This window comes from Knoellia terrae (genome assembly GCF_048606435.1).
Lineage (GTDB): Bacteria > Actinomycetota > Actinomycetes > Actinomycetales > Dermatophilaceae > Knoellia > Knoellia terrae.
Genome location: NZ_JBMBWH010000005.1, coordinates 149,906 through 176,571, shown reverse-complemented (window position 1 = coordinate 176,571; position 26,666 = coordinate 149,906). Strand labels below are relative to the sequence as shown.

The 26,666-nt window shown below is 69.8% G+C and carries 25 protein-coding genes; 20 read left to right on the top strand and 5 right to left on the bottom strand.

Going from position 1 to position 26,666, the window contains the following annotated elements:
• Positions 1-4 precede the first annotated feature (4 nt).
• Positions 5-784: an enoyl-CoA hydratase/isomerase family protein gene (locus ACOJV9_RS09205; protein WP_420184901.1), complete on the top strand. Its 780-nt coding sequence runs from the start codon at positions 5-7 to the stop codon at positions 782-784.
• Between the two features lie 155 nt (positions 785-939).
• Positions 940-2,172 (top strand): MFS transporter, encoded by a 1,233-nt coding sequence (locus tag ACOJV9_RS09200; protein ID WP_420184900.1) that lies wholly within the window; start codon positions 940-942, stop codon positions 2,170-2,172.
• Positions 2,173-2,503: 331 nt separating this feature from the next.
• Here ACOJV9_RS09200 and ACOJV9_RS09195 read toward each other — a convergent pair whose 3' ends face one another.
• The 3 genes from ACOJV9_RS09195 to ACOJV9_RS09185 form a co-directional block, all read right to left on the bottom strand.
• Complete coding sequence (locus ACOJV9_RS09195) at positions 2,504-2,761, bottom strand: tautomerase family protein (protein WP_420184899.1); 258 nt, start codon at positions 2,759-2,761, stop codon at positions 2,504-2,506.
• Positions 2,743-3,534: a 2-keto-4-pentenoate hydratase gene (locus ACOJV9_RS09190; RefSeq protein WP_420184898.1), complete on the bottom strand. Its 792-nt coding sequence runs from the start codon at positions 3,532-3,534 to the stop codon at positions 2,743-2,745. Before ACOJV9_RS09190 ends, ACOJV9_RS09195 begins: the two co-directional genes overlap by 19 nt.
• Before the next feature lie 127 nt (positions 3,535-3,661).
• Positions 3,662-4,909 (bottom strand): MBL fold metallo-hydrolase, encoded by a 1,248-nt coding sequence (locus ACOJV9_RS09185; RefSeq protein WP_420184897.1) that lies wholly within the window; start codon positions 4,907-4,909, stop codon positions 3,662-3,664.
• Between the two features lie 296 nt (positions 4,910-5,205).
• Between ACOJV9_RS09185 and ACOJV9_RS09180 the strand changes: the two genes are divergently transcribed.
• Positions 5,206-6,321 carry an SMP-30/gluconolactonase/LRE family protein gene (locus ACOJV9_RS09180; protein WP_420184896.1) on the top strand — a complete coding sequence of 372 codons (1,116 nt, stop codon included), beginning with the start codon at positions 5,206-5,208 and terminating at the stop codon, positions 6,319-6,321.
• 89 nt (positions 6,322-6,410) lie between these two features.
• Here the strand turns inward: ACOJV9_RS09180 and ACOJV9_RS09175 are convergent, their stop codons facing one another.
• Positions 6,411-7,256, bottom strand: coding sequence for an alpha/beta fold hydrolase (locus ACOJV9_RS09175; protein ID WP_420184895.1), 846 nt, complete (start codon positions 7,254-7,256; stop codon positions 6,411-6,413).
• A gap of 217 nt (positions 7,257-7,473) precedes the next feature.
• On the opposite strand from ACOJV9_RS09175, the gene ACOJV9_RS09170 reads away from it, so the two are divergent.
• The 17 genes from ACOJV9_RS09170 (at position 7,474) to ACOJV9_RS09090 (ending at position 25,408) form a co-directional block, all read left to right on the top strand.
• Positions 7,474-7,926, top strand: coding sequence for a VOC family protein (locus tag ACOJV9_RS09170; protein WP_420184894.1), 453 nt, complete (start codon positions 7,474-7,476; stop codon positions 7,924-7,926).
• On the top strand, positions 7,910-8,383 hold the full coding sequence (locus tag ACOJV9_RS09165; protein ID WP_420184893.1) for a VOC family protein: 474 nt from the start codon (positions 7,910-7,912) through the stop codon (positions 8,381-8,383). The genes ACOJV9_RS09170 and ACOJV9_RS09165 overlap by 17 nt, the downstream gene beginning before the upstream one ends.
• Positions 8,380-9,219 carry a fumarylacetoacetate hydrolase family protein gene (locus ACOJV9_RS09160; protein WP_420184892.1) on the top strand — a complete coding sequence of 280 codons (840 nt, stop codon included), beginning with the start codon at positions 8,380-8,382 and terminating at the stop codon, positions 9,217-9,219. Before ACOJV9_RS09165 ends, ACOJV9_RS09160 begins: the two co-directional genes overlap by 4 nt.
• A gap of 160 nt (positions 9,220-9,379) precedes the next feature.
• The gene (locus tag ACOJV9_RS09155; protein WP_420184891.1) at positions 9,380-10,555 is read left to right on the top strand and encodes a sugar ABC transporter substrate-binding protein; all 1,176 of its coding nucleotides are present in this window, start codon (positions 9,380-9,382) and stop codon (positions 10,553-10,555) included.
• Positions 10,556-10,557: 2 nt separating this feature from the next.
• Positions 10,558-12,099, top strand: a complete 1,542-nt coding sequence (locus ACOJV9_RS09150; protein ID WP_420184890.1) for a sugar ABC transporter ATP-binding protein — start codon at positions 10,558-10,560, stop codon at positions 12,097-12,099.
• Complete coding sequence (locus ACOJV9_RS09145; protein ID WP_420184889.1) at positions 12,092-13,183, top strand: ABC transporter permease; 1,092 nt, start codon at positions 12,092-12,094, stop codon at positions 13,181-13,183. Before ACOJV9_RS09150 ends, ACOJV9_RS09145 begins: the two co-directional genes overlap by 8 nt.
• Before the next feature lie 53 nt (positions 13,184-13,236).
• Complete coding sequence (locus ACOJV9_RS09140; protein WP_420184888.1) at positions 13,237-14,409, top strand: acyl-CoA dehydrogenase family protein; 1,173 nt, start codon at positions 13,237-13,239, stop codon at positions 14,407-14,409.
• Between the two features lie 418 nt (positions 14,410-14,827).
• Positions 14,828-15,679: an alpha/beta fold hydrolase gene (locus tag ACOJV9_RS09135; protein ID WP_420184887.1), complete on the top strand. Its 852-nt coding sequence runs from the start codon at positions 14,828-14,830 to the stop codon at positions 15,677-15,679.
• 46 nt (positions 15,680-15,725) lie between these two features.
• Positions 15,726-16,898: an acyl-CoA dehydrogenase family protein gene (locus ACOJV9_RS09130; RefSeq protein WP_420184886.1), complete on the top strand. Its 1,173-nt coding sequence runs from the start codon at positions 15,726-15,728 to the stop codon at positions 16,896-16,898.
• A 33-nt stretch (positions 16,899-16,931) separates the two neighbouring features.
• Positions 16,932-17,864 carry a VOC family protein gene (locus tag ACOJV9_RS09125; protein ID WP_420184885.1) on the top strand — a complete coding sequence of 311 codons (933 nt, stop codon included), beginning with the start codon at positions 16,932-16,934 and terminating at the stop codon, positions 17,862-17,864.
• A 7-nt stretch (positions 17,865-17,871) separates the two neighbouring features.
• A complete protein-coding gene (locus ACOJV9_RS09120) occupies positions 17,872-18,819 on the top strand; it encodes an isocitrate lyase/PEP mutase family protein (RefSeq protein WP_420184884.1) in 948 nt (315 codons plus the stop codon).
• Positions 18,816-20,288, top strand: coding sequence for an FAD-dependent oxidoreductase (locus ACOJV9_RS09115; RefSeq protein ID WP_420184883.1), 1,473 nt, complete (start codon positions 18,816-18,818; stop codon positions 20,286-20,288). The genes ACOJV9_RS09120 and ACOJV9_RS09115 overlap by 4 nt, the downstream gene beginning before the upstream one ends.
• Positions 20,282-21,055 (top strand): SDR family NAD(P)-dependent oxidoreductase, encoded by a 774-nt coding sequence (locus tag ACOJV9_RS09110; protein WP_420184882.1) that lies wholly within the window; start codon positions 20,282-20,284, stop codon positions 21,053-21,055. Before ACOJV9_RS09115 ends, ACOJV9_RS09110 begins: the two co-directional genes overlap by 7 nt.
• A complete protein-coding gene (locus tag ACOJV9_RS09105) occupies positions 21,052-21,705 on the top strand; it encodes a cysteine hydrolase family protein (RefSeq protein WP_420184881.1) in 654 nt (217 codons plus the stop codon). Before ACOJV9_RS09110 ends, ACOJV9_RS09105 begins: the two co-directional genes overlap by 4 nt.
• Complete coding sequence (locus tag ACOJV9_RS09100) at positions 21,702-23,228, top strand: FAD-dependent oxidoreductase (RefSeq protein WP_420184880.1); 1,527 nt, start codon at positions 21,702-21,704, stop codon at positions 23,226-23,228. The genes ACOJV9_RS09105 and ACOJV9_RS09100 overlap by 4 nt, the downstream gene beginning before the upstream one ends.
• Positions 23,225-24,031, top strand: coding sequence for an aspartate/glutamate racemase family protein (locus ACOJV9_RS09095; protein ID WP_420184879.1), 807 nt, complete (start codon positions 23,225-23,227; stop codon positions 24,029-24,031). The genes ACOJV9_RS09100 and ACOJV9_RS09095 overlap by 4 nt, the downstream gene beginning before the upstream one ends.
• Before the next feature lie 54 nt (positions 24,032-24,085).
• Positions 24,086-25,408: an FAD-binding protein gene (locus tag ACOJV9_RS09090; protein WP_420184878.1), complete on the top strand. Its 1,323-nt coding sequence runs from the start codon at positions 24,086-24,088 to the stop codon at positions 25,406-25,408.
• Here the strand turns inward: ACOJV9_RS09090 and ACOJV9_RS09085 are convergent.
• Complete coding sequence (locus tag ACOJV9_RS09085; protein ID WP_420184877.1) at positions 25,398-26,588, bottom strand: flavin reductase; 1,191 nt, start codon at positions 26,586-26,588, stop codon at positions 25,398-25,400. The two genes, ACOJV9_RS09090 and ACOJV9_RS09085, sit on opposite strands and share 11 nt — an antisense overlap.
• Positions 26,589-26,666: the final 78 nt, after the last annotated feature.

Here is a 26,666-nt window from a genome sequence, read left to right as displayed (position 1 = left end):
ACCCATGACAGATGACATCCTCAGGGTCGAGGACCGGGGCCGCGTCCGGCTGCTCACGCTCAACCGGCCCGACGTGCGCAACGCGCTGAACCGCGACCTCAACGACCGTCTCGTCGACGAGGTCATCGCGGCTGACCATGATCCCGAGGTGTTCGCGATCGCGATCACCGGAGCTGGTTCGGCGTTCTGTTCGGGTGCTGACCTCAAGGACGCCCGTGACCTCGCTGCAGCGGGCCGACCCTTCTACGGACCGCTGCACAACAACCGCCGCAGCCTCATGGAGGTGATGATCGACTCTCGCAAGCCCACGCTCGCCATCGTCAACGGACCGGCCATGGCGGGTGGGTTCGAGCTCGCGCTGTCCTGCGACCTCCGCGTTGCGACCGAGGATGCCGTCTTCGGTGTCCCGGAGGCCAAACGGGGTCGAGGTGCCCACTTCGCGTCGGTGCTGCTGCCCGTCACCGTGCCGCCCGCCATCGCCATGGAGTGGCTGTACACTGGTCGGCGGATCAGTGCCGGCGAGCTCGACCGCTGGGGTGTGCTCAACCGGGTCGTGCCCGCAGACCAGCTCGAGGCCGCAGCCACGGCGCTGCTCGACGACATCGTGTCGTCGGCTCCCCTCTCCTTGCAGCGGCTCAAGCTGACGTACCGCAAGACGGCAGGGATGTCCCCGCTGGCGGCGATCAGGCTCGACGCAGGCCCCGACGTGTACCTCTCCGAGGACCAGAAGGAGGGCGCTCGCGCATTCTTGGAGCGGCGTGAGCCGCAGTGGCAGGGGCGGTGACGCGACGAGGACACGCATCCCCGGAACCGCAGGACGCGGGTGCGAGCGAGACGGGTGCTGGCATGGTTCCGGGCTCTGCACCGACGAACCCCCCGGCCGCGGTCGGCGCGGTCGAACCGTTGGCGAAGGTCCCCGCCCACGGACTGCGTCACGCGATGCGTGCCTTCAGGCACCGCGACTACGCCGTGTTCTGGGTGGGGGCCATCACGTCCAACACCGGTGGCTGGCTGTCGAATCTCACGGTGCCCTTCGTCATCTACGGCATGACCGGCAGCGCCCTGTGGGTGGGCCTCGTCAGCGCGTTCCAGTTCGTCCCGAACATCGCCCTGGGCCCGTGGGGCGGGGTCCTTGCCGATCGGCACGACCGGCGCAGGGTTCTGCTCGTGACGCAGTCCGGGATGGCGCTGAGCGCCCTGCTGCTGTGGGCCTTCTGGGTGGCAGGGCTGCGTGAGCCGCTGGTGGTGATGGCCCTTGTCGGCCTCGGCGGGGTCTTCCAAGGCATCAACATGCCGAGCTGGCAGGCGTTCGTGAACGACCTCGTCCCGCGTTCCGACCTCGACTCCGCGGTCGCCCTGAACTCGCTGCAGTTCAATGCGGCTCGCTCCCTGGGACCCGCCATCGCCGGTCTGATCCTGGCGACTGTCGGGCCCAGCTGGGCCCTGCTGCTCAATGCGCTGTCGTTCCTCGCGGTGCTCCTGGCCCTGGTGCTGCTTCGGGTGCGCAGCCAAATGAGGCCCAGAGACCCCGCACCCGTGTTCCGGCAGTTTCGAGCGGCCCTGCGCTACATCCGTGGGGAACCGGGAATTCTGATGGGACTGCTCGTCGCCATCGCCGTCGGCCTGCTGGTGAACCCGATCTTCCAGTTCACCGTGGTCTTCGCCGGGAGCGTCTACGACGTGGGACCGGGGACCTTGGGCCTGCTCAACGCAGCACTGGGTGTGGGAGCGCTCCTGGCCGCCCCGGTCCTCGCCGGATGGAGCCACGTGCTGCGCCGGTCCCGCCTGACACAGGTCGGGCTGATCGGCCAGGCGTTGGGGCTGGCAGCCTTCGCCCTGGTGCCCGGACCCGTCGGGGGCGCCGTCGCGCTCGTCGTCGTCGGATGGGCGCTGCTCGTCACCATCTCGTCGACCAACACCGCCGTCCAGATCATCGTGGCCGACGAGCTGCGCGGTCGGGTGCTCGCCGTGAGGATCATGGCGTACACCGGGTGCTTTCCCATAGGCGCCCTTGCACAGGGTTTCCTGTCTGACCGGTTCGGTCCCCGGGCCACGGTGCTCGGCGCTGGCGTGACCCTCTTCGTCGTTGCACTGGTCCTCACGCTGTTGAGGGGACCGCTGCGCATGCAGCGCCTGGACGATCGACACCAGACGGCCGGTCGCGCCGGCTGAGCGGCCGCCGTCCTCCTGCGGGTCCAACCGGTTCCGCGCCGCGTCCCCAGGTGCCGGGGCGATCATGCTCGAACCTGCAGGCGGCGATCGGGCGGGTCCAGCGTTCTGACGGCGAAGGCCAGTGGCGGCCGCGTCCGACGTGGCCAGGGAGCACGGCGTGGGTGATGGCAGCCACGGGTGCCACGGTGCTGAGCCAGGCGGCCACCAGCATCTCGAGGACAGGATCAGCGTTCGCTGCGCGCGCACGCCCGCCGTGGGAGGTGTCGGATCGGTGCCGTCGGACGGGTCGTCTCCTTCCCCCCGGATCATCCGGCCGAAGAACTGGGAGGGCTCAGGTGGCGGTCCCGCCGCCCGAGGCCTGGTCGGGTACGGCGTCGGATGGGGAGGGGCGCTCGGCGACCGTCACGTCCCCGGCGGCCCAGTGCGTCGTGGGCACCTCCCTGAGGACGACGCGCACGCTGTCGCGGGGCGCTTCGATGGCCGTGACGACCGCGTCCGTCAGGGCGGTGACGAGCGCACGCAGCTGGGTGGGAGTGCGGCCCTCGACCAGGGTGACGTCGACGAGGGGCATCAGTCCGGGCGCCCGCATGCAAGGACGACGTCACCCAGCGTGGCGAAGCGACAGGTCACCGTCGTGCCGGGGGTGGCGTTGACCGCGTCCGACATGCCGCCGGTGAGCACCACCCAGCCGGCCTCCATGGCGATCCCGCGATCGGCGAGGTCGTTGACCGCCATGGCCAGAGCCTCGGCTGGATGACCCATGACGTCGGCGCCTGTGGCCGTGTGCACGGCCTGACCGTCCACGATGACCTCCACCGCCTCGGCGGCCAGGTCGAGCGCGCTCGGGTCGAGCGCCACGCCACCCACGAGGTAGGCACCCGACGAGGCGTTGTCTGCAAGGACGTCGCCGGCGGTGAACCTGAAGTCGCGGTAGCGGCTGTCGATCACTTCCGCTCCTCCTCGGACCTCTGCGACCGCGGCCAGGGCCTGCTCCGCGGTGACGCCCGGCCCTTCGAGCCGGTCGCGCATCACGAAGACGATCTCGGGCTCGATGCGGGGGCGGATGAGTGCATGCTGCGGGACGGGTTCACCCTCTTCCAGCACCATGGCGTCGGTCAGCCAGGCCACCAGGGGAGTGTCCACGCCCATGCGTTCCTGCTTCGCCCTGCTGGTCAGGCCCAGCTTGACGCCGGTGATCTGTTCGCCCCGGGCGAGCCTGCGTCGCAGGGTCTCTGCCTGGATGCGGTATCCCGTTGCGACGTCCAGCTCAGGCCACTCGTCCGTGAACTTCACGCGGTCGCGGCGCTCCGCCTCGCACGCGAGCAGCTCGGTCGCGACAGAGTCCTCGGTCCACGTGGTCATGCGTCTTCTCCTTCGGTGGCTCCGGCGCCGTGCCGAACGGCCCGGGCGTGGAACTGACCATAGCCACGGCGGTTGACCGACGGCGTGGTGTGGGGGCTCCGCGGCGCATCCACGGCGGACCCTGTCGTCAGCTCGCGCCCACGACCATGTTGTCCTCGCCGGCAACCACCGCAGTACGCCCGATGCGGCCCAGGCGGTTGGACACCCGACCCCAACCCCCGTTCGCGATGTCTCCCGGTACGACATGGTGCAGCACGAGGGTCTTCACATCGATGCTGCGGATGAGCTCCCCCAGCTGGGCCTCGGTCGTGTGGGCGCCGAACATGTGGTTACGGAAGGCTTCCTTGATCTCCTCCGAGACAGGCAAGCCGTCGATGCTGGCGACGATGGTGTCGTAGTCGATGACCTCGTGGAGGAGCACGTCGCACCCGTCCGCGAGCTCCAGCAGGTTTGGCGACAGGGTGGTGTCCCCGGAGATCACCACGGAGCCGTGGGCGGAGTTGAAGCGGTAGGCGTAGGAGGGGGTCATCTGGCCGTGGTCCACCAGGGTGGCCAGGACTTCGACCCGGTCGTCCTCGTGGATCCGGAACGGGCGCATGGCTGGCGGGGGGCCGTCGTGACCGACGATCAGTCCGGTGGGGAGAACGATGTCTTCGGCCTGCACGACCCTGTCGATCAGGGGAGACCCGGCGTCGAAGATGCGGTCGTTGATGTCCGTACCGAACGCGCGCAGCAGGTGTCCCACCATGGAGGCGGTCCCCGGCGTGGGGTCGCTCGGGTTGAAGACGTCGGGCGTCGGACGGCTGGGTGGGAAGACCGAGGGAAGGGCGCCGCGGTCACCCGGACCCAACAGCCGGAACGGTGCCCCGTTCGTGCCCAGCCCGCCAGCGATGAAGCCCTGGACGAGGAAGGTCGACAGGTCGGTGACGTGGTCGGAGTGCAGGTGCGTGAGGAACCCTGCGCGGAAGGCGGTGAGGTCGTTCTTGCCGTCGGCGCCGCCGATCATGCCGGCTTCGAACAGCCCGGCCGCGGCGCCGTGGCCGGCGTCGACGAGATAGCGTGCGCCGTCCACCTCGACCACCGTGCAGATACCCCGTCGTCCGGCTGCCTGTCGCCAGATGGGACCACCTGCCGTACCCACCAGGACCGCCTTGGTTCGCGCGTTGCCGCGGACCTGACGCGATCCCGTGGTCGCAGCACGCGCGGGGGAGGTGGCTGCAACCGTGAGGCCGAAGGCCGATGCTGCGCCGAGACCACCGTGCAGCAGGGCGCGGCGTGCCAGCCCCCGAGCCGGCTGGTCGGGACGCGCGGTCTGGTGGGGCACCGCCTCGTCGAGGGCGGCGTTGACGTCGTCGGGAAGGCAGCTGGTGCACATGGCGAGATCTCCTTTGATCTTGCGAGACGCGTACGGAAGAGGGCCGGGGCGGTTGCGCCAGACCGACCGTCGCGGTTCAAGCCTCTGTATCAAGCACTACGAGGATGACATGAGTTGAATCGCGACACAATGGCCAGAATGCCTTGCGCGACGTCGGCGTCCGAAGCGTGAGAATCGGATCAAGACTGTACTGGTCGCTACATGGAGCGCGTTAGGTTGGCGACGTCGATGCGTTCGCACCGGCGGTCCGCCGCTCCGGCGGGGTTCACTGACGCACCCACGGAGGTTGCTCTTCCATGACCATGACCAGATCCGCCCTCACCCGGCTGGCCGTCGGCGCCACTCTGGGGGCCGCGCTCGTCGCGACCGCCGGGGCAGCCGGGGCCGCTCCGAAGGCCCCCACGCCGGCAGTCGCCCTGCAGGACTTCGTCTCCGGGCCCACCAGCCCCGAGGACATCATCGAGGTTCCGGACTCGGGAGTCGCCATCGTCAGCGGCCTGTCGGACGACCCGCTGTCCACGAGCAGCGTGGGCCACCTCTACGCGATCGACGCCGCCTCGCGCGCAGTCACCGAGATCTGGCCCGACCGGGCCTGGGGCGTGGAGTGGGACCAGGCGCGCTTCCCGTCGTGCCCCGGCGCTCCCAACCCCGCGATCGCATCCCCGCACGGGATCAACCTCGAGGCGCGCGCGGACGGCGCCTACGACCTCTACGTCGTCAACCACGGGGGCCGCGAGGGAGTCGAGATCTTCCGGCTCGACGTACGCAACGGTGTCGACCTCACCTGGACCGGGTGCGTCACGATGCCTGCTGGCACCTTCGCCAACGGTGTGGCACCCCTGCCCGGCGGCGACGGGTTCGTCGTGACGAACTTCTTCAACCCGACGAAGTCGGACCCGTTCTCGCAGATCTTCAGCGACACGCCCAGTGGCAACCTGATGCGATGGGACCTCGCGGCGGGCTGGAGCGTCGTGGAGGACTCGGCTCTGGCGGGCCCGAACGGCGTCGTCGTGACTCGTGACGGGCGCACCGCATTCGTCGCGGAATGGGGTGCCCGCATGGTCCACCGGATCCCGCTCGACCGGAGCCGGGCCGCCGCGACCTCGGCCATCGGCCGCGCCAGCGTTGCCGTGCCGTTCCTGCCCGACAACCTGCGGCTGTCTCGCCAGGGGGAGGTCCTGGTGACCGGTCAGGACTACGTCGCTGCCAACGTCATCGCGTGCCAGGCCAATGACCTCGCCAACTGCCCGACCGGACTCCACGTCATCGCGGTCGACCCGAAGAGGATGACCTCGCGCACCCTCTATGCCGGGGACCCCGCGAACTTCCGAGCACCCACGGTCGCCGCGCCGGTGGGCGACAGCATCTGGGTGGGGGCAGTGAAGGGCGCCCGCATCGCGGTGCTCGACTGATTCGACGGATCACGAAGGGCCCGGCACTCTCGTCATGGACGAGGGTGCCGGGCCCTTCGTGCGGATGTCTGGCTGTCGGCGTCGCCGGTTCAGAACTTGCCGGCGATGAGGCTCTCGAGGAGGAAGACGAATGTGTCGTGGGCCTCGATCTGCGTCCAGTGCCCGCTCTTGGGGATGATGTGCAGGGTCGCGTCCGGCATGGTCTGCGCGAGGTAGGTGCTGGACTGGACGGGGACGATGATGTCGTCACGACCGTGGACGCACAGGGTCTTGTGCGGCAGCGACCTGAGCTCGTCGTCCGTGAAGGCGGGGGGACCGGCCTTCGGGTCGAACATGGCCGCGTGCGAGCGACGCACGTCATCGCGCTCGACGTAGGGCATCCGCTCCTCGACCACCCGGTCGACGACGCCGGTGAGGGTGTCCATGTCGAAGACGAACGACTCGAGCAGGGCCCTGAGTGAGTCGGGCGTCGGGTTCGCGTAGAACGTGCGCAGGTGCTGCAGACCCGGCGTGATGGGCAGGTCAGGCGCACCCCCCGATCCCATGAGCAACATCGTCTGGACGCGGTCCGGCTGCGAGAGGGCCATGCGGATCGAGATCATGCCGCCCATCGAGTTGCCGACCAAGTGGGCCTCCTGCACCCCGAGGCTGTCGAGCAGCTCCCAGAGTGTCTCGGCCTGGAGCAGGTTGAAGGCCTTCATGCCTGACGGGGGGTTCTCCGGGTGCTCCGAGTCGCCGAAGCCGATCATGTCGGGCGCGAGGCAGTAGTAGCGCTCGCCCAGCTCCTCGATGACCGCCTTCCAGTTCGAGGTCCCGGTGGCACCGGGTCCGGAGCCGTGGAGAAACAGCAGGGCTGAGGAGCTGACTTCCCCGGTGGAGTGGACGCGGTAGGTGACGTCGCGGAGCTGGACGTCGGTGCTGGTGACGGTGGCCATGGAGGACACAACCTCTCTTTATTCTCGCTTGTCTAAAGCAACCACTACAGAGTAGGCGTCCATACCTGGGCGGGACAAGGGCGGTCCTAGCCGCTGAGATCAGAGGCGGTTCAGAGTGTGAGCAGAGTGTTGAAGCATCGGCGCAGTCGGTGCAGGCTCTGTTGTGACCACTACAGAGAATCTCGACCACGGCGCGTCGGGGACGAAGGGATCACCCATGATCAGGGAACTTGCCTACATCGGCGTCGCCTCACCTCGCCACGAGGAGTGGCTCACCTTCGGACCCGAGGTGCTCGGCTGCCAGCTCGCCTCGCGTGGCGCCGACGGAGCAGTGCGCCTGCGCGTCGACGACGCGGTGCACCGGATCACGATCCGACCCGGGAAGCGCGACGAGCTGCTCTACTGCGGCTGGTCCTTCGCCAACGAGGCGGAGCTCGCGGCCTACGTGACGCGGCTGCGGCTCGCCGGGCTCGAAGCCATGGAGGGGACGGCCCAGGAGTGCGCCGACCGCGCGGTGGCACAGATGTTCTGGGTGACCGACCCCTGGGGGACCCGACACGAGCTCGTCTCCGGCCAGCACCGCCGACCGGGGACCTTCTGGCCGGGGCGTCAGCTGTCGGGCTTCGTCGCCGATGACTTCGGGCTGGGGCGTCGTGCTCATCCTTCCTGACCTCGCCGAGGCGGACGCGTTCTACGGTGGCGTGCTCGGCTTCACCCTGTCGGACCGGGTCGACGAGGACCACATGAAAGTCCGGTTCTACCACTGCAACGGCCGTCACCACTCCTTGGCCGTGGCGCAGGTGCCGGGGAAGGTCGGTCTCAACCACCTCATGCTCGAGGTGGCAAGCCTGGACGATGTCGGCACCGGGCTCGACCTTGCCAAGCAGGCCGGAGTGCCGGTGCTCCGAGGGCTGGGCCGGCACACGAACGACCTCATGACCTCCTTCTACATGTTGACGCCGTCGTCGTTCCAGATCGAGTACGGCCACGGCGGCATCGTGGTCGACGACCTGACCTGGATCGCGGCGACGAACGACCGACCGTCGCTGTGGGGGCACGAGCTCACGGAGGTCGGTCGCGCCACCGTGCCGGGAATCCTGCGGGATCTGGGGGCGGTGACTCCATGAGGTTCGCGAACCGGGGTGGCCGCGCCTTCGTCCTCCACGGCGACACGGCGGGCTGGGACCTCGAGCGAGCCAGTGGCGGCCACTTCTCGTCCGACCCCATGGAGATGTGGGCCCGTCACCGGGAGATCCGCTCGTTCGTCGCGGGACTGGACGGGGGAGGCGCAGAGCCGGTGGAGGCCCTGGCGCTCGACGCGCCAGTGCCGGTGCCCGGGGCGATCATCGCCATCGGCCTCAACTACGCGGAGCACGCGAGGGAGACGGGGTTCGAGCCGCCCACCGAGCTGCCGCCCGTCTTCGCGAAGTTCCCGTCGTCCGTCACGGGGGCGCAGGGGGAGGTCCGCCTCCCGGAAGGAACCGTGGACTGGGAGGTCGAGGTCGTCGCCGTCGTGGGCACGCCGATGCACCACGTCGCGGAGTCGGAAGTGTTCGACCACCTAGCCGGCCTGACGGTCGGGCAGGACCTCTCGGAGCGGACCCGGCAGTTCGCCGGCCCGGCGCCCCAGTTCGGGCTGGCCAAGTCGTATCCGGGCTTTGCGCCGATCGGCCCGTGGGTGGTCTCGCTGGACGAGCTCGCCGACCCTGACGACCTGCGGCTCGGGTGCAGCGTGGACGGGGAGGTCGTCCAGTCCGGCACCACTGCCGGCCTGATCTTCTCCATCTCCCGTTCGATCAGTGAGCTGTCCTCCGTGCTCGTCCTGCGACCGGGGGACCTCATCTTCACCGGCACACCCGACGGAGTCGGGATGGGCATGAGCCCGCCCCGCTTCCTGCAGCGGGGTCAGGTCCTGAGGACCTGGGTGGAGGGGATCGGAAGCATGACGCACACCATGGTGTGACACGCGTAGTGACTGCTCCACGATATTTCTCCGAAAAGCCTTGCACACGACTAGGAACTCTGCTTCTCTGTAGTAAGCATTACATGGCCGGGCACGACTGAGGTTGTGCCTCGCCATGGCGCCGACCCGGCAGGACCACGTACGGCAAAGGAGCCGCCCCATGTCTCGTTCCCCCCACCGATCCCGCACCGTGCGGATCCTTGCAGCGAGCACCCTCGCCGCGTCCCTCCTGGCCGCCTGTGGTGCCGGCGAGAAGGAGGTGGCCCCCGTCAGCGCGGGTGCCAGCTCCGACAGCGCCGCAGGGATCCAGACGGCCAAGGACTCGATGGCCGCCTGGGCCAAGACGCCCGAGTGGCCGGAGGTCACCAAGATCGCCGCGCCGGCCGACCTCACCGGCAAGAAGTTCACGTACGTGGCCCTGGGTGACCAGATCCCCGTCATCCACGCCGTCGGTGTCGGTGTCCAGCAGGCGCTCGGTGCCGCGGGCGCCGAGGTCAAGATCTGTGACGGCAAGTTCAACCCGACCGCTGTCGCGGACTGCCTCAAGTCCGCCGGCGACGAGAAGGTCGACGGCGTCATCAGCGCCTTCGTGGACTACCAGATGGCCGGCCCCGCGTTCGACGCGCTCGCGGCCAAGGGTGTCAAGGTCATCGTCGGCGGCGTCGCGCCGTCGGGTGGCCGGGCGGCCGACGCCAACCTGGCCTTCTACGACAACACCGCCCGAGTCACCGCGCTGCACGAGGCGATGTCGCAGGCCGCCATCGCCGAGGGCGGCGCCGAGACGAAGGCCCTGTGGGTCCGCCTGATGGACTCGACGACGACGACCGACGCGAGCGCCAAGGGCATCGAGAAGTTCAAGGAGCTGTGCCCGAGCTGTGGCGTCGCCACCACGGAGTTCACCACGGCCAACGTCGACAAGCTCGCCACGTCGATCAGCGCTGCGCTCGTGTCGAACCCGGACACCAACGCGGTGATCGTGCCGGTGGACAGCTTCGTCCCCCCGGTGCTCCAGGGCATCCAGAGCGCCAAGTTCGCCGGCAAGGTCAAGGTCCACTCCGGCAGCTCGGACCTCGCCGGTCTGCAGCGCATCAAGGACGGTCAGCAGGCCAGCGACCTCGGGACGCCGGTGCTCTTCGAGGGATGGAAGTTCTCCAACGCGATGGTCCAGCTGCTCGCCGGCCAGGAGGTCGAGAAGGGCGACGACTTCGTGACGCGCGCCTTCACGAAGGACAACGTCGGCGACCTCACCCTCGACGAGAAGACCTACCTGACTGACGACTGGTTCGGTGGCAGCGCGTACCAGCAGAAGTTCCTCACCGCCTGGGGTGTCAAGTAACCATGGCCACCACGATGAGGCTGGAGGCCAGGAGCCTGTCGAAGACATTCGGGTCGACCGTCGTCCTCACGGACGTCGACCTCGACGTCGCTCCGGGCGAGATCCACGCCCTCATCGGCCAGAACGGTTCGGGCAAGTCGACCCTCGTCAAGATCCTGACGGGCTACCACGAGCCCGATGCCGGCGGAACGCTTCTGGTGGACGGGCAGGAGCTGAACCTGCCCGTCCGCTGGAGCGAGGCCGCGGACGCCGGCGTCTCGGTCGTGCACCAGGACCTCGGCCTGCTCGACCAGCTGAGCGTCTCGGAGAACATCGGTATCGGCGGTTTCGCCCAGCACCGGCTCTCGCGCAAGATCGACTGGGAGGCCCAGGACGCCATCGCCACCCGGGCCCTGGGTCGACTGGACGTGCCGGTGTCCCCGCGTGCACCGGTCGGCCCTCTCAACGCGATGCGCCGGGCAGAGGTGGCGATCGCTCGCGCCCTGCGCGACCAGCGCCCGGGGGAGGGGCTCGTCATCCTCGACGAGGCCACCCGGTCCCTGCCGCGCGAGGAGCTGCAGCGGTTCCACGGGCTGCTGCGCCGGGTCGTCGCCGACGGGACCTCGATCCTCATGGTGAGCCACAACCTGGCCGAGGTGCTCCAGCTCGCCGACCGGGTCACCGTCCTGCGTGACGGTGCGGTCGCAGCTGCCGGCATCGCCACCGAGGGGCTCACCGAGCACGACCTCGCGCGGCACATGCTCGGCAAGGCCATCGAGACCCTGGTACGGACCGAGCGTCCACCACGGTCCAGCGAGGTCGCCGCCCGGGTCGACGGCCTGCGCCTGCCAGGCTCGAAGGACCTGTCCTTCGAGGTGAGGCGCGGCGAGGTCGTCGGGCTCACCGGACTTCCGGGGTCGGGCTTCGAGGCGGTGGCCCAGCTCATCACGGGCGGACTCCGGCCCGGGGCTGGTGTCCTCACCACCGCGGCGGGTCGTGTGGACCTGGCGCAGTCGGACGTCGCGACCTGCATGGCACTGGGGGCCGCGCTGGTCCCCGAGAAGCGGATCCTCGAGGGCCTCGCCGTCGAGCTGAGCATCCGCGACAACATCGCCGTCCCGAGCCTGCGTCGTCGCGGACGCCCGTGGCACGTGGGACGACGCTGGCAGGAGGAGCAGGCGAGGTCGTCCATCAGTCGCCTCGGCATCCGCACCCGTTCGCCGCAGATGCTCGTCAAGGAGCTCTCGGGCGGCAACCAGCAGAAGGTGCTGTTCGCCAAGTGGCTCTCGGTCGAACCCGACCTTCTCGTCCTGCACGAGCCGACGCAGGCCGTCGACGTGGGTGCCCGGGTCGACATCCTGCGAGCGATCACCGAGACAGCGCAGCGCGGCGTCGGCGTGCTCCTGGTGAGCATCGAACCGTCGGATCTCACCGAGGTCTGCGACCGCATCCTCGTGCACGGCCATGACGGCCTGCGCGAGATCTCCACGGAGGACCCGGACGAGGTCCTGCACGCCATCTATGCCGAGTCAGCCCTGACGTCCGGAGGACCGTCCCATGAATGACAGCAAGACCCACAGTGCAGCCGAGCGGATGAGCGAGCAGACCGGGTTGACCGAGCGCATTCTCAGCGACAGCGGAGCGCCCGAGCAGCAGAGCACCCCGCCGGGACGGGTCACCCTGCGCAGCCGGTTCGAACCGGCCTGGCTCCACACGGTGACCAGCAAGTACGCCCTCGTCCTCGTGTGGGCCGTCATGGCCCTCGTCTACTACATCCTCATGCCGACCCGCTTCGGGTCCTGGGGGGCCTTCTCCTCGATCTTCGGCAGCCAGCAGGTGCTCGTCTTCCTCGCGATGTCGGCGATGATCACGTTGGTGGTGGGTGAGTTCGACCTGTCGATCGCGTCGGTCATGGGCATCGCCGCCACGCTGGTCCCGGTCCTCGCCGGGATCCACGGCTGGAACGTGTGGCTGTCCTGTCTCGTGGCGATCGCCGTCTGCCTCCTCGCGGGCGCGGTCAACGCGTTCTTCGTCGTCGTCATGGACGTGTCCAGCTTCGTCGTGACGCTGGGCACGGGCACGTTGCTCATCGGACTGTCGCAGATGGTCTCCGGCTCCAACATCGTGTCGGTCAACAGCCCGGCCCTCAGCCAGATCGCGATCCTCGAGGTGCTCGGGATGCCGATCTCCTTCTACTACGGGATCCTGCTCGCCGTCGTCATCGCCTACATCCTGGGCTGGACCCCTCTGGGTCGCAGCATGATCTTCGTGGGCGCCAACCCGGAAGTGTCTCGTCTCGCCGGGATCCGCGTCCAGCGCATCCGAGCCGGCGCCTACCTGGCCGGCTCGCTGCTCGCTGGACTGGCCGGCGTCATCATGGTCGCCACCGTCGGCGGCTTCGACTCCTCGACGTCGGCGACCTACCTGCTCCCCGCGCTCGCGGCCGTGTTCCTCGGCACTGCCGTGGTCAACCCGGGCATGTTCAACCCGATCGGCACGATGATCGCGATCTACTTCCTCACCACGGGCATCTTCGGGCTCCAGCTGCTCGGCTTCTCCGGCTGGATCCAGAACGTCTTCTACGGCGCCGGTCTCGTGGTGGCCGTGACCCTCGCCAAGGTCGTGCGCGACAGGTCCTCGACGGACTGACCGCCCGACCCACCCGCACGAGACACACCCATCACGAAAGGGGGCGACCAGCCATGCACGAGTCGACCCGATACATCCACGACCATGCCGACGAGCTGCGCGCCGAAGCGGTTCCCAGCGACGAGCTGGGACGGATCACCGACCGCACGGTCGAGATCCTGCGTGCCTCAGGCGGGATGAAGCTGCTGCAGGCGGGCGACTCCGGCGGGCTGGAGGCGCACCCGAACGACTTCATGGACTGGGTGATGGCGGTCGGCATGAACCACCCGTCGGCCGGGTGGATCGCCGGTGTCGTGGGAATCCACCCGTGGGAGATCGCGATCGCCGACCCGCGCCTCCAGAAGGAGGTCTACGGCGAGGACCCGGAGACCTGGGTGGCATCGCCGTATGCTCCGTTCGGCCGGGCGCAACCGGTCGAGGGTGGTTACCGCTTCACGGGTCAGTGGCCCTACTCGACCGGTACCGACCACGCGGAGTGGGTGATTCTCGGGGGCATGGTGGCGGACGCCGACGGCAAGCCGGTGCTCCCGCCGGATGTGCGGCACTTCGTCCTGCCCCGCTCGGACTACGAGATCGTCGACGACAGCTGGAACGTCATGGGGCTGTCCGGCACAGGCTCCAAGGACGTGCGGATGGCTGACGTGTTCGTGCCGGACCACCGGGTCCTCGACGGTGTCCTCGTCCGCGACAACACCTACAGCGACCGGTGGCGTGCGGGCCAGGCGCTCTACGCCATGCGGTTCGGTGTGATGTTCCCCTTCGCCATCGCGGCAGGAACCTTCGGAATCGCCCGAGGTGCGGTCCGGGCGGCCTGGGACCACATCGCCGCCCGCGTGTCCTCGCAGGGCAGCGCATCGAAGGCCGATCCCTTCGTCCTGGCCGCCCTCGCCCGGGCCGAGGCCGACGTGGAGGCGAGCATCACCCACGTCCAGTCGACGATCACCCGGTTCTACGACACCGTGGCGAACGGTGGCGACATCACGGTCAAGGACCGCCTGCGCTTCCGGGTCGACCAGGTGCGCGCCACCGACCGGGCCATCGAGGCCGTCAACGAGCTCTACCGGCTCATGGGGTCCTCCTCCATCCAGAAGGGCTCGCCGCTGGAACGCTACTGGCGGGACCTGCAGGTCGCCTCGACGCACGTCTGCAACAGCCGCGAGCCCTCCTATCTGGCCTGGGGCCTTGATGCCTTCGGCGGCGAGATCCCGGCGAGCGCCCAGTACTGACGGGACGTCTCCTTGCCACCGGAAGACGTCCGGCAGGCGCGCGCCGTCCTCGCCGTCGTATGCCGGTGACGACGCGGTGACCGCTGCCGTCACGATCCCGCTCCTCCTGGCTCTCACGGTCGGCACCCTGTCCGTGTCCCGGGGGGCGCGGGCCCGGGACGACGTCGTGGGAGCCCGGGAGGTGCTGGCGGACGGACACGTGCTCGCATGTCGGTTCTCCTCGGTCTCTGTCTCGCCGGACGCTCGCCGTGTCCGGCCTGCGTCGCCCGCCGATGCTCCGTGGAGCGTGACGAACAGATTCTGTGGTCAAGGCCTTGTGCGATCGCGGCTGAACCTCTACATTCAATGTAGTAAGCACTACAGAGTGTGGCCCGGCATCGCCGGACTACTCCACTCAGGAACGCGAGAGAAGGCAGCAATGGCGCTGACGTTCGAAGACACGAGTCGCACCGCGAGGGCCGGAAACCGGACCATCCACTACAGCGAGGCCGGCGACCCGTCCGCGCCCGCGGTGGTGCTGCTGCACGGCTCGGGTCCCGGCGCGACCGGTTGGAGCAACTTCAAGGCCAACATCGATGCCCTGGCGCAGCACTTCCACGTCATCGCCCCCGACATGCCCGGCTGGGGGCGGTCGGATGCCGTCACCCGCTCGGATATGGACCACGCCCGGTCGGCCGTCGACCTGCTGGACACGCTCCGGATCGACAGGGCCGCGTTCGTCGGCAACTCGATGGGTGGCATCACCACGCTCCGGCTCGCGACGGAGTTTCCGGAGCGCGTCAGCCACGTCATCACGATGGGCCCCGGCTCCGGCTCCCAGCCCAAGCTCTTCTCGCCGGCAGGCGGCCTCTCCGAGGGCATGAAGACGCTCGTCGCGGCCTACCGCGAGCCGTCCGTCGAGTCGATGACCCGGCTCACGGAGGTCATGACCTTCGACAGCGCCCGCTTCGCGACCCCGGAGCTCGCCGCCGAGCGCGCCGCCAACGCCACGGCACACCCCGTGCACCTCACCAACTATCTCGACGGTTTCGCGCAGGGCGGGCCGATCGCCAAGTGGTTCCGGCTCGAGGACCTGCCGAAGGTCCAGATCCCCACCCTGCTCATCCACGGTCGTGACGACCGGGTCGTGCACTACGAGAACACGCTGCTGCTCCTCGCCCACATCCCGAACTCGCGCGCCGTCCTGCTCAACCGCTGTGGGCACTGGGCCCAGGTCGAGCACGCCGAGGAGTTCAACCGCCTCGTCATCGACTTCATCTCGAACAACTGACCCGACACGCCGACTCCACCCGGCGTCCCGCAGAAGAGGACCACTCATGACCGACGTGATCAGCAGGCTCAAGGAGGACGCCCCCGTCCTCAAGGACGAGGCCGCGCCCAGCGACGACCTCGGAATGCTCACGGACCGGACCGTCCAGGTCCTCCGCGACAGCGGCGTCGTCCGCATGTACCAGCCGACGGAGTGGGGCGGCTACGAGTCCCACCCCGTGGAGTTCATGGAGGCCGCCATGACCGTCGCGGCCGCATCACCGTCCGCCGGCTGGGTCACCGGGGTCGTCGGCGTCCACCCGTGGGAGATCGCCATGATGGACCCGCGCGTCCAGGAGGAGATCTGGGGGGAGGACCCCGACACCTGGACCGCGTCACCGTACGCACCCTTCGGTCGCGCCAAGCCGGTGGACGGCGGCTTCCTCTTCACCGGCACCTGGCCCTACTCGACGGGGACGGATCACTCGGAATGGGTCATCCTCGGAGGCATGGTCGTCGGCGACGACGGGCAGCCCACGATGCCTCCGGACATCCGGCACTTCGTCATCCCACGCACCGACTACGAGATCGTCGAGGACACGTGGAACGTCCTCGGCCTCAAGGGCACCGGATCGAAGGACGTCCGGATGACGGACGTGTTCATTCCCGACTACCGCGTGGTCGACGCGATGAAGATGAGCAACGGTGCGTACGAGGACCGGCAGCCCGGCAAGACCCTCTACCAGCTGAAGTTCCCGGTCGTCTTCTCGGCAGCGATCAACTCCGGCACGCTCGGCATCGCCCAGGGCGCCCTCGACACGTTCCGCTCCTACCTCGAGCAGCGGGTGTCCGCGGACGGCCGGGTGGCCCGCAAGGACCCGATCATGCTCAACGTCTACGCCGAGGCGTCAGCCGACGTGGCGGCCTCGCGCACCGTCCTGCTCAACGACATGCGCGAGCTCTACGACCACGTCGCGAAGGGCGGCGACGTGTCCTGGACCCAGCGGCTCACGACCCGACGCAACGGTGTCCGGGCCGTCCGGCGCGCGGTCGACGCCGTCGACCGCCTGTACAAGATGAGCGGAGCGCAGGCCATCCACGAGCGCTACCCGAACGAGCGGTACTGGCGCGACATGCAGTCCGGCCTGAGCCACATCTGCAACGTCTCGGAGGCCGTGTCCGTCGAGTGGGCCACCAACGACCTGGGTGGCGAGCCCTCGCTCCCGCCCGTCTTCGCCTGAAAAACCCGCACCTCACGACGTAGGAGAACACTCATGATCACCTCACTTGCCTACCTGGGCATCAACTCCCCGAAGAAGGACGAGTGGCCCGAGATGGCCACGAAGTTCTGGGGCGCCATGGTCACCGAGCCCGGGCCGGACGGCGCCGTTCGGCTCAAGTTCGACGACGCCATCTGGCGCCTGCAGGTCCACCCCGGCGAGCAGGACGAGACCGCCTACCTCGGTTGGGGAGTCAACTACGAGGAGGACCTCGACCGCGTCGAGAAGGCGCTGGCCGACCTCGGGGTCACGAGTGAGCGCGGGGACACCGACCTCGCAGAAGCTCGGGGCGTCAACCGGATCCTCGTCTTCACCGACCCGTGGGGCTTCCGCCACGAGGTCACCTGGGGCCACAGCCACGTCCGCTCGTCCTTCGTCCCGGGACGTGCCATCTCCGGCTTCGTCACGGGGGAGCAGGGCCTCGGCCACGTGCTCCTGCTCATGCCGGACATCGAGGCGGGCCACGAGTTCTTCACCAAGCTCGGCTTCCGGCTCTCCGACAAGATCATCGTGCCGGGCCGCCTCAACGCGCGGTTCTACCACTGCAACGCGCGGCACCACACCCTGGCGCTCGGCCAGTGCCCTCCCGGCCTGGCCGGCCTCAACCACCTGATGATCCAGGTCGGCTCGGTCGACGACGTCGGCACGGGCTACGAGCTCGCGGAGGAGATGGGGGTGCCGATCACGCTCACCATCGGCCGGCACACCAACGACCAGCAGTTCAGCTTCTACCACTCGACGCCGAGCTCCTTCCACGTCGAGTACGGCTACGGCGGCCTCGAGGTCGACGAGGAGACCTGGGTTCCGCGGGTGTGGGACCGCACCGCCGTCTGGGGACACAAGCCCCACGCCGACGCCCAAGGTCGTCCGCCGGGCATCATGCACCCGCTCGCGGAGCCGACGCTCCCGGCGGCGGACGAGGCCTGAGCGCACCGTGCCTCACGTACCGGCGCCCTTCGACGCCGCCGAGACACTCGTGGGGGTCGGCCCCGGCCCGACTCCCACGAGCCGTCGCGAGCGGCTCCGGTCCCTGCTGTCCGCAGGGACGCTGGTCCTTCCGGGGGCCACGGACGCCCTCGGCGTGCGCCTGATCGAGGAGGCCGGCTTCGAGGCCGCCTACCTCACCGGCGCCGGCCTCGCCAACGCGCAGTACGGCATACCCGACATCGGCCTGGTCTCGCTCGGCGAGGTGGTCGACCACACCGAGCGTCTCGCCTCGGCCACGCACCTCCCACTCGTCGTCGACGCCGACACCGGCTTCGGGCAGCCCGTCATGGCGATGCGGGCCGCGCGACGCCTCGAGCGCGCCGGTGCGGCGGCACTCCAGCTCGAGGACCAGGAGATGCCGAAGCGCTGTGGTCACTTCGACCACCACGCGCTGATCCCGGCGGAGCACATGCAGGCCAAGCTCGTGGCCGTCCGGCAGGCGCTCGAGGACCCTGCGACCGTCCTCATCGCGCGCACCGACGCCCGCAGCGTCCACGACATCGACGAGGCGATCCGGCGCGCACACCTCTACGTCGCTGCCGGTGCCGATGTCATCTTCGTCGAGGCCCCACGCACGGTCGAGGAGCTCGAGCGGGTCGGGCGTGAGCTGAGCGGCGTCCCGCTGGTCGTCAACGTCGTCGAGGGCGGCAAGACGCCCGAGCTCGACCTGGCCCAGTACCAAGAGCTCGGGTTCGGCGTCGTGCTCTTCGCGAACTTCCTCATGCGCGCCTCGATCAAGGCCGGCAGCGAGGCGCTCGCGCACCTGCGGTCAACCGGGGAGACCGCGTCCTATGCCGGTCGGATCGCCACGTGGCAGGAGCGGCAGTCGCTCTTCCACCTGCCGGAGTTCTCCGCGGCCGAGGCCTACTTCGACGCTCCCACCGTCGTCCCATGACGGGCGCCACGACCACGGCGACGCCCGTCGGCGACGTCCCCCGGGAGGAACCAGGAATCGGCCCCGCGGGGCTCCCGGTGGACACCACCCTGCCGGACCGGGTCGGCGTTCTCGTCCTCGGCGGCGGCCTCGCCGGTGCGGCGGCGCTGCTCGCGGCTGCCGAGGCGGGTCAGTACGCCGTGCTCCTCGAGAAGACCGGGACCTTCGGCGGGTCGACCGTTCGCTCGGCCGGCCTGTCGGCGTTCGTCGGGACCGACGAGCAGGCCGAGCAGGGGATCACCGACTCGGTCGAGCTGCTGCGGCAGGACCTGCTGGAGACCGGCGGCCACGTCAACGACGAAGCCCTCGTCGACCTCTACTGCGAGCAGCAGCTCGACACCTATCGCTGGCTCAAGGGTCACGGCGTGCGCTACGGGCACATCCACGCCGCCTCGGGCCAGTCCGCACCCCGGTCGCACCCCAGCGACACCACGGCCATGCTGCGCTCCCTCTTCACGGCCGCCGGACGGCTCGGAGCGCGCCTCGTGCTCGGCGCAGACGTCCAGCGCATCCTCCACGACGGGACCCGCGTGACGGGAGTGGTCGTCGAGCATGCCGGCGGCGTGCGCGAGGTCCTCGCGGACGCCGTCGTCCTGGCCACGGGCGGGTTCTCGCGGGACCGGGAGATGCTCGAGCGGTTCGCCCCCCAGATGGCGGAGGCGCTCCTCGCCGGAGGCGAGGGCAACCACGGGGACGGGCTGCGGATGGCGATGAAGCTCGGTGCGGGGCTGCGGGACCTGCCCTACGTCAAGGGCACCTACGGCATCTACCACGAGACGCACCCGGGCGAGGACGGCACCGGCATCCTCGCGGTCTACAAGGGTGCGATCGCCGTCAACCGCGCAGGGAGGCGCTTCGTCGACGAGTCCATCCCCTACAAGGCGCTGGGCGACGCCAGCCTGGCGCAGCCGACGGCACGGACGTGGCAGGTCTTCGACGCCACCGTGATGGCCGCGTCGAACGACGAGGTCCCGATCTACGACTTCGGTGGCCGCGAGCGTGCAGGGATGCTCGAGGTGGCCGACACCATCGAGGACCTCGCCTCGAGGCTCGGCACCGACCCCGGCGTCCTCGAGGCGACCGTGGCGGACTACAACGAGCGCATCGCGTCCGGGGAGCCGGACGCCTTCGGCCGGGTGCACCTGGTCGGTGGTGTGGGAGAGCGGACGCCGATCCGCACGGCGCCCTTCTACGCCCAGCTGTCCGGAACCGTCGTGCTCGCGACCTACTGCGGTGTCACGGTCGACACGTCCATGCGGGTCCTCGATCCCTTCGGCGAGCCGATCCCGCGCTTCTACGCGGCCGGTGAGCTCGTCGGTGGCTTCCACGGGGCCGGCTACATGACCGGCACATCGATCGGCAAGTCCGCCATCTTCGGCCGTATCGCGGGCACCGCTGCCTCCGCCGAGGAGAGTGAGCTCGAATGGTGACCGGGCTGTTCGACCTCGACGGGCGGGTCGCCGTGGTCATCGGTGCCGCTGCCGGCGGACTGGGGGAGCGCGCCGCGCGCGCCCTCACGGCGCACGGTGCCACCGTCGCGCTCGCCGACCTGCCCGGCGCCGGGGTGGGCCTGGCCGAGACCGCCGCCGCCTGTGGCGGGACGACCACCGCGTATGCCGTCGACGTCACCTCAGAGGTCTCCGTGCGCGAGCTGGCCGAGCAGGTCCTCGCGCGCCACGGCCGGGTGGACGCGGTCGTCAACGCCGCCGGCGTCATGCTGCGCAAGGAGGTCGCAGAGACGACGGTCGAGGAGTTCGAGCGGATCGTCAGGGTGAACCTCACCGGCACGTGGGTCGTCGGCCGTGAGTTCGGGCCCCGGATGGCAGAGGCCGGGTGGGGCCGCGTCATCAACCTCACCACGGTCTACGCGGAGCGGGTCGGACCAGTCCCGGAGAGCGCCTACTACGCGTCCAAGGCCGGGGTCGTCAACGTCACGCGGTCCCTTGCCGCAGAGCTGGGCCGCAGCGGCGTCACCGTCAACGCCCTCGCCCCGGCGGTCTTCTACCCCACGGCCATGACCGCACCCCTCGCCGAGTCCCCCGACCGTCTCTCCTGGTTCGCCGAACGGACGATGCTCGGACGCCTCGGCGACCCGGACACCGACTTCGGCGGTCCGGTCGTGTTCCTCGCCTCCCCGGCGTCCTCCTACGTCACCGGGCAGGTCCTCTATGTCGACGGCGGCTGGTCCGCCTGGTGACTGTCCCACGTCCGCTGTCCCGCAAGCCGTTGTCCCGCAAGGAGAAGAAGAGCCTCATGTCCCACCACACCGCCCTGCTCATGCTCGACTACCAGGTCGCCCTCGCCGAGGAGGGGGAGCTCTGCCTCGCACCCCCTCTCGCCGCCCAGGTTCGTGAGCGTCAGGTCGTCGCCACCGCCCGGCGCGTCCTCGACGCCGCCCGCACCTCGGGGGTGAAGGTGTTCCACGTCCGGCTCGCGTTCGACCCCACCTATGGCCTGCGGACCAACCGTCTCGCGCGGTTCGACGGCTACCCGGCCAACCAGAAGATGAAGCAGGGCAACCCGGAGGCGGAGTTCGTCACCGAGCTGGCGCCGGTCGAGGGCGAGCCGGTCGTCGACAAGGGCGCCGTCAACGCCTTCATCGGCACGCCGTTGCGCGACGTCCTCGCAGCCGAGGGCATCCAGCACGTCGTCCTCGGGGGCATCGCGACCCACCTCGTCGTCGAGTCCACCGCGCGCCACGCGTCGGACAGCGGCCTGCAGGTGAGCATCGTCGAGGACATGTGTGCCGCACCGGACCCCGCCGTCCACGAGTTCGCCGTCACCACGACGCTCCCCCTCTTCGGGTCCGTCGTCTCCGCCGACGAGGTCATCGGGAGCTGGTCATGACCGCTGCCACCAGCGCCCCGACCGTCGAGGGGAGCGCGCCGGTCGGTACCGACTACGACGTCGTCGTCGTCGGAGGCGGCATCGCCGGGCTGTCCGCTGCGCTGTCGGCCCGCGAGAACGGCGCGACGGTCGCCCTGCTCGAGCGTGCCACCGCCGAGGAGACCGGCGGCAACACGCGCTACACCGAGGCCTACCTGCGCATGAAGACGGTCGACGAGCCCTCCGACGGGCTCGCCGAGACGTTGGTCGACGACTTCATGGGTCACCCCGACCCGGGCATCACCGCGGACTCCGCCCTCGACTGGTCGCGGCGCAGCCCGCTGCTGCGCTCCCACCACGTCGTCGACCTCGACTACGTCACGACGTTCGAGGACAACGCCGGCCCGACCCTGCGCTGGCTGGAGCAGCACGGCATCCGGTTCGGCCAGCTGCCCACACTCTTCCTCACCGTCTCGACGACGAGGATGGCCCCGGTGGGTGGCGGGCTGGCACTCGTCGAGACCCTCGGGGCGAAGGCGCGAGCCCTCGGAGTCGACTTCCACTTCGAGACGACCGCCCGCTCCCTCGTCCTGGACGACTCCGGCACGGTGACGGGCATCGAGGCGGTCGGGCCCACGGGCCGGCGGCGCACGTTCTCCGGCTCCGTCGTCCTCGCCAGCGGCGGCTACCAGGGAAACGCCGAGCTCATGGCCCGCTACCACGGAGAGCTCGGCATGCTCTGCCGGCCCGTCGCCCGCGGGGGCAACTACAACAAGGGGGAGGGGCTGGAGATGGCGATGGCCGTCGGTGCCGCCACCGCCGGGAACTTCTCGCTCTTCCACGCCGAGCCCGTGGACCCGCGGTCCGGCGACCCGGAGGCGGCGATCATGGCCTTCACCTACGGGATCCTCGTCAACGTCCACGGCGAGCGGTTCGTCGACGAGGCGCGCGGGCCCATCGACGCGTGGTACGAGCGCACGACCCGTGACATCCAGAGACAGCCGCGCGGGATGGCCTGGATGATCCTCGACGCCCACGGTCAGGCCATCCCCAACATCAGGACCGCCATCCGCACGGACGAGGCGCCCGTCAAGGGCGCCACCCTGGCCGAGCTCGCGGGCCGGATCGACATCGACCCGGCGACGCTCGAGGCGACCGTGGCGGCATACAACGCCGGATGCCCGGACGGTGACTGGGACCCCACCCGCCCCGACGGCCTCGCGACCGACGGTGTGGAGCCCCCGAAGTCCAACTGGGCGAAGCCCATCGACTCCGGCCCCTTCATCGCGTACCCGATCATGTGCGCCAACGTCTTCACCTTCGGCGGGCTCAAGGTCGACGCCTCCTCGCGGGTGGTCGACCGTGACGGCAGGGCGATCCCCGGCCTCTACGCGGCAGGGGAGATGACCGGGCTGTACTACTCCAACTACACCGGCTCGACCTCGGTCCTGCGGGGGGCCACGTTCGGGCGGATCGCCGGTGAGGGCGCTGCCGCGCAGTCACCGTCCGTTGCCGCGCCCAGGGACGCCGAGGGCAGCTCATGAGGATCTGGCACCAGAGCTTCACGGTCCTCGACGACGTGCCCCACTACCGGGATGCGCTCGACCGGCACCTGCGCAAGGTCGCGGCACCGGGCACGGAGATCTCCTTCCACGGGATGAAGCCGGGCACCTACCCCAGCGACTACCCGGGGACGCACATCGGCTACGCCTACCTGTCGGGGCTGCACAAGGAGCAGTTCGTCCACGCCGCCCTGCAGGCGCAGGACGAGGGCTACGACGCGTTCCTCATCGCGACGATCCCGGACACCGCCTTCGAGGAATGCCGTTCCGTCGTCGACATCCCCGTCGTCGCCTTCGGGCAGACCTCGGTGCTCCTCGCCGCGACGCTGGGCTCGACCGTCGGCATCGTCAACTTCATCGGTGCCCTCGAGCCGCAGCTGCGGCGCAACATGCGGGTCTACGGACTCGACACGATCGTGGGGCCGATTCGGCAGGTGGCGGCGGAGTTCTCCGACGTGATGGGCGCGTATGCCGCGCCCGATGGCCTCGTCGAGGCGTTCCGGACCGCTGCCCGCGCGGCGATCGACGCCGGGGCGACGGTGATCGTCCCCGGCGAGGGTCCCCTCAACGTCTTCCTCGCCGACCACGGGATCACCCGGGTCGACGACGTGCCCGTGGTCGACTCCCTGGGCACCCTGGTGCAGGTCGCCGAGATGCGGGCCCGGCAGTACCGCTCGAGCGGTCTGGTCGCCTCACGGCGCGGCTTCCACCACCAGCAGCCACCACGTGAGCTCGTCGACCGGGCGCGCGACTTCTATGGCGTCCCTGCGGCTCTCGACTCCTGACCGCTGCACCTCCCACCGACATCACGACACCACCCACTCCGGAAGGACGTCACCGTGCACGAGGACATCGAGGTCGACGTCGCCGTCGCAGGGGCCGGAGCGGCCGGCATCATGGCCGCGTTGCGGGCCTCGGAGAACCCGGACCTCGTCGTCGCCGTGCTGGAGAAGAGCCTCACCGAGGGGTGCAACGCCGGCATCTCGAGCGGAAGCCTCGCGGCCGGCGGGACTCGCTTCCAGGCCGCAGCGGGCATCGAGGACTCGGCCGAGCGTCATACCGAGGACATCCTTGCCAACTCGGGTGACGAGCGGCACCGGGACCTCGTCGCCGCGCTGTGCGGCGTGGCGGCGGACTACGTGCACTGGATCGCCGACGACCTCGGCTACCCGATGGACGTGGGCACCGACATGGCGCGCAAGGGCATGTCGGTGCCACGGCTGCACGCGGATCCGGGTCGTCTCGGCGGCGCTCCGCTCATGACCCACCTGCGTCGCACCCTGACGGACCGGGCCAACGTCGTCCTTCTCGACGAGGCCCCCGTCACGGGCCTGCGCGTGGAGGACGGCACCGTCGTCGGCGTGACCGGCCGGCAGGGGAACCACGACCTCGTGGTCTCGGCCGGCACCACCGTCCTCGCGACCGACGGCTTCGCCGGCAACCGCGAGCTGATGCGCGAGTTCTGCGCCGCCCTCGGTGAGCCGTTCCATGGCGGGGTGAGCACGGCCACCGGGGACTCCGTCGGCTGGCTGCGCCCCCTCGGCGTGGAGCTTCGCAACATGGGTGCCTGTCTTCGACACGGCCAGGTCACGCTCCGGGGGACCCGGGTCAACCCCGCCCTGCCCTGGCTGGGCGCCGTGCTGCTCAACGTGCACGGGGAACGCTTCACCGACGAGCAGGCGCACGGCTACTCCGGCCTGGCCGGGGTCGTCCAGGCGCAGCCGCGTGAGCGCGCCGTCATGGTGTGGGACGCCGAGGCGCAGGAGACCGCCCAGCACTCGGAGATGATGCGGGAGTCGGCGGACGCCGGCGCCCTCCAGGTCGCGTCTGACCTCGACAGCCTCGCCGTCGCGCTGGGGTTCGACCGCGTCGCCCTGGCCACCTCGCTGGCACCTCGGGCGGGCCGGCGCGCCCTGACCGGCCCCTACCACTACGCGTGGCTGACCCATGGCGTCCTCACCACCCAGGGCGGTGCGGCGATCGACACCAGCGGCCGCCTGCTCCGGGTCGACGGCACGTACGTCCCCGGCCTGCGTGCCGCTGGCGGTGTGGCCGTCGGCCTCGCCGGAGCCGACTCGGCCGGTTACAGCTCGGGAAGCGGTCTGCTCTCGGCGTTCGGGATGGGCTGGATCGTCGGGAACGGGATCGCCGCTACATCATGAAGTTGCCGGGGATCGACTGCTGGTAGGCCGCGTAGTCGTCCCATCCGTCCCGCGAGATCCCTTCCGAGACAGCGGCAGCCGCGCGCTGCAGGGCGCTGATCCACCCGCGCACGGTGGGCGCGTCGGCACCGGCGGGAAGCTGGCTCGCCCTGAGGCACAGCGCCACGCGGCCCTCGGGTCCGAGAACGGGGACGACGATGGCGCCGAGGTCGTAGGTCTCGCCGTCCACGATGTCGATCGTCTCGAAGAACGCCGACGACTCGGCGATGACCGCCCGGACCGCACGCTCGCGTGCCGGGGTGAGGTCGCCGGCGGCATACTCACGCATGGCATCCTGCAGGTCCGTGTACCGCGGCTGCATCTGCTCGGTCTGGCGCGACAGGGCGAACCCGCTCTCCCTGACGTGGGCGAGGCGACGGCGGTACTTGTCGACCACCTCGGGGTCCCGGCTCGAGGTTCGCCCCAGCCAGGCCTCGACGGCTGCGTCGTCGCACCATGCGACATAGGCCTCGCCGAGCGGAGGCATGAGCGGGACACGGACGCCGAGCGGCTCGAGGGCATGGGCGTTGTCCCCGTACGCCGAGGCGGCGGTGGTCAGCTCGTGGTCGTTGGCGGCAGCGAGCACGGCGACCTCGCACCCGAGCGAGCGCGCCACCCTGCCGGCCTCGGGACGGGCGAGGTCGGCGAGACGGACCGCCTCGATGAGCTCGCCGTCACCCTTGGCGCTCATTCCACGGCTGGAGAAGCCGCCGTACCCGCCCTGGAAGAAGAGCAGGGGAGTCGCGGGACGGCTCACCTCCATCGCAAGCACGTCACAGAGGACGATGAAGTGGTCCCCTGCAGTGACGACGTCCTGCGAACGGCAGTGGATGTGGGCCACGGCGTCCTCGAGGGCGGGCGCACCGTACGCCGAGGGGGACCACGCGACGTCGTCGAACTTGCCGGGACGCGGTGCCGCCATGAGTCGGCAGAGGTCGAGCTGGTCGTGCGCGAGGACGTTGATGCAGTATGCCGGTGAGTCCTTCATCAGCCCGTACGTCCCGGACGTCGTCGTGGGCATGAACGCGACGATCGGTGGATCGAGGGAGACGGCGGTGAACGTCCCGACCACCATCCCGATCGGCTCGCCGTCGGGGGAGGTGCCGGTGACGACCGCAACGCCGGTCGGGTAGTGGCCCATCACCTCGCGATAGTGTGCTGGGTCGAGGGCCTGGGCTTCTGGAGCTGATCCGTCCGCGGTCACAATTCGCACCTTTGC

Coding starts and splice junctions, on each gene's coding strand:
- ACOJV9_RS09205 (WP_420184901.1), top strand. CDS start 5: ATGACAGATGACATCCTCAGGGTCGAGGACCGGGGCCGCGTCCGGCTG.
- ACOJV9_RS09200 (WP_420184900.1), top strand. CDS start 940: ATGCGTGCCTTCAGGCACCGCGACTACGCCGTGTTCTGGGTGGGGGCC.
- ACOJV9_RS09195 (WP_420184899.1), bottom strand. CDS start 2,761: ATGCGGGCGCCCGGACTGATGCCCCTCGTCGACGTCACCCTGGTCGAG.
- ACOJV9_RS09190 (WP_420184898.1), bottom strand. CDS start 3,534: ATGACCACGTGGACCGAGGACTCTGTCGCGACCGAGCTGCTCGCGTGC.
- ACOJV9_RS09185 (WP_420184897.1), bottom strand. CDS start 4,909: ATGTGCACCAGCTGCCTTCCCGACGACGTCAACGCCGCCCTCGACGAG.
- ACOJV9_RS09180 (WP_420184896.1), top strand. CDS start 5,206: ATGACCATGACCAGATCCGCCCTCACCCGGCTGGCCGTCGGCGCCACT.
- ACOJV9_RS09175 (WP_420184895.1), bottom strand. CDS start 7,256: ATGGCCACCGTCACCAGCACCGACGTCCAGCTCCGCGACGTCACCTAC.
- ACOJV9_RS09170 (WP_420184894.1), top strand. CDS start 7,474: ATGATCAGGGAACTTGCCTACATCGGCGTCGCCTCACCTCGCCACGAG.
- ACOJV9_RS09160 (WP_420184892.1), top strand. CDS start 8,380: ATGAGGTTCGCGAACCGGGGTGGCCGCGCCTTCGTCCTCCACGGCGAC.
- ACOJV9_RS09155 (WP_420184891.1), top strand. CDS start 9,380: ATGTCTCGTTCCCCCCACCGATCCCGCACCGTGCGGATCCTTGCAGCG.
- ACOJV9_RS09150 (WP_420184890.1), top strand. CDS start 10,558: ATGGCCACCACGATGAGGCTGGAGGCCAGGAGCCTGTCGAAGACATTC.
- ACOJV9_RS09145 (WP_420184889.1), top strand. CDS start 12,092: ATGAATGACAGCAAGACCCACAGTGCAGCCGAGCGGATGAGCGAGCAG.
- ACOJV9_RS09140 (WP_420184888.1), top strand. CDS start 13,237: ATGCACGAGTCGACCCGATACATCCACGACCATGCCGACGAGCTGCGC.
- ACOJV9_RS09135 (WP_420184887.1), top strand. CDS start 14,828: ATGGCGCTGACGTTCGAAGACACGAGTCGCACCGCGAGGGCCGGAAAC.
- ACOJV9_RS09130 (WP_420184886.1), top strand. CDS start 15,726: ATGACCGACGTGATCAGCAGGCTCAAGGAGGACGCCCCCGTCCTCAAG.
- ACOJV9_RS09125 (WP_420184885.1), top strand. CDS start 16,932: ATGATCACCTCACTTGCCTACCTGGGCATCAACTCCCCGAAGAAGGAC.
- ACOJV9_RS09115 (WP_420184883.1), top strand. CDS start 18,816: ATGACGGGCGCCACGACCACGGCGACGCCCGTCGGCGACGTCCCCCGG.
- ACOJV9_RS09110 (WP_420184882.1), top strand. CDS start 20,282: ATGGTGACCGGGCTGTTCGACCTCGACGGGCGGGTCGCCGTGGTCATC.
- ACOJV9_RS09100 (WP_420184880.1), top strand. CDS start 21,702: ATGACCGCTGCCACCAGCGCCCCGACCGTCGAGGGGAGCGCGCCGGTC.
- ACOJV9_RS09095 (WP_420184879.1), top strand. CDS start 23,225: ATGAGGATCTGGCACCAGAGCTTCACGGTCCTCGACGACGTGCCCCAC.
- ACOJV9_RS09085 (WP_420184877.1), bottom strand. CDS start 26,588: ATGGGCCACTACCCGACCGGCGTTGCGGTCGTCACCGGCACCTCCCCC.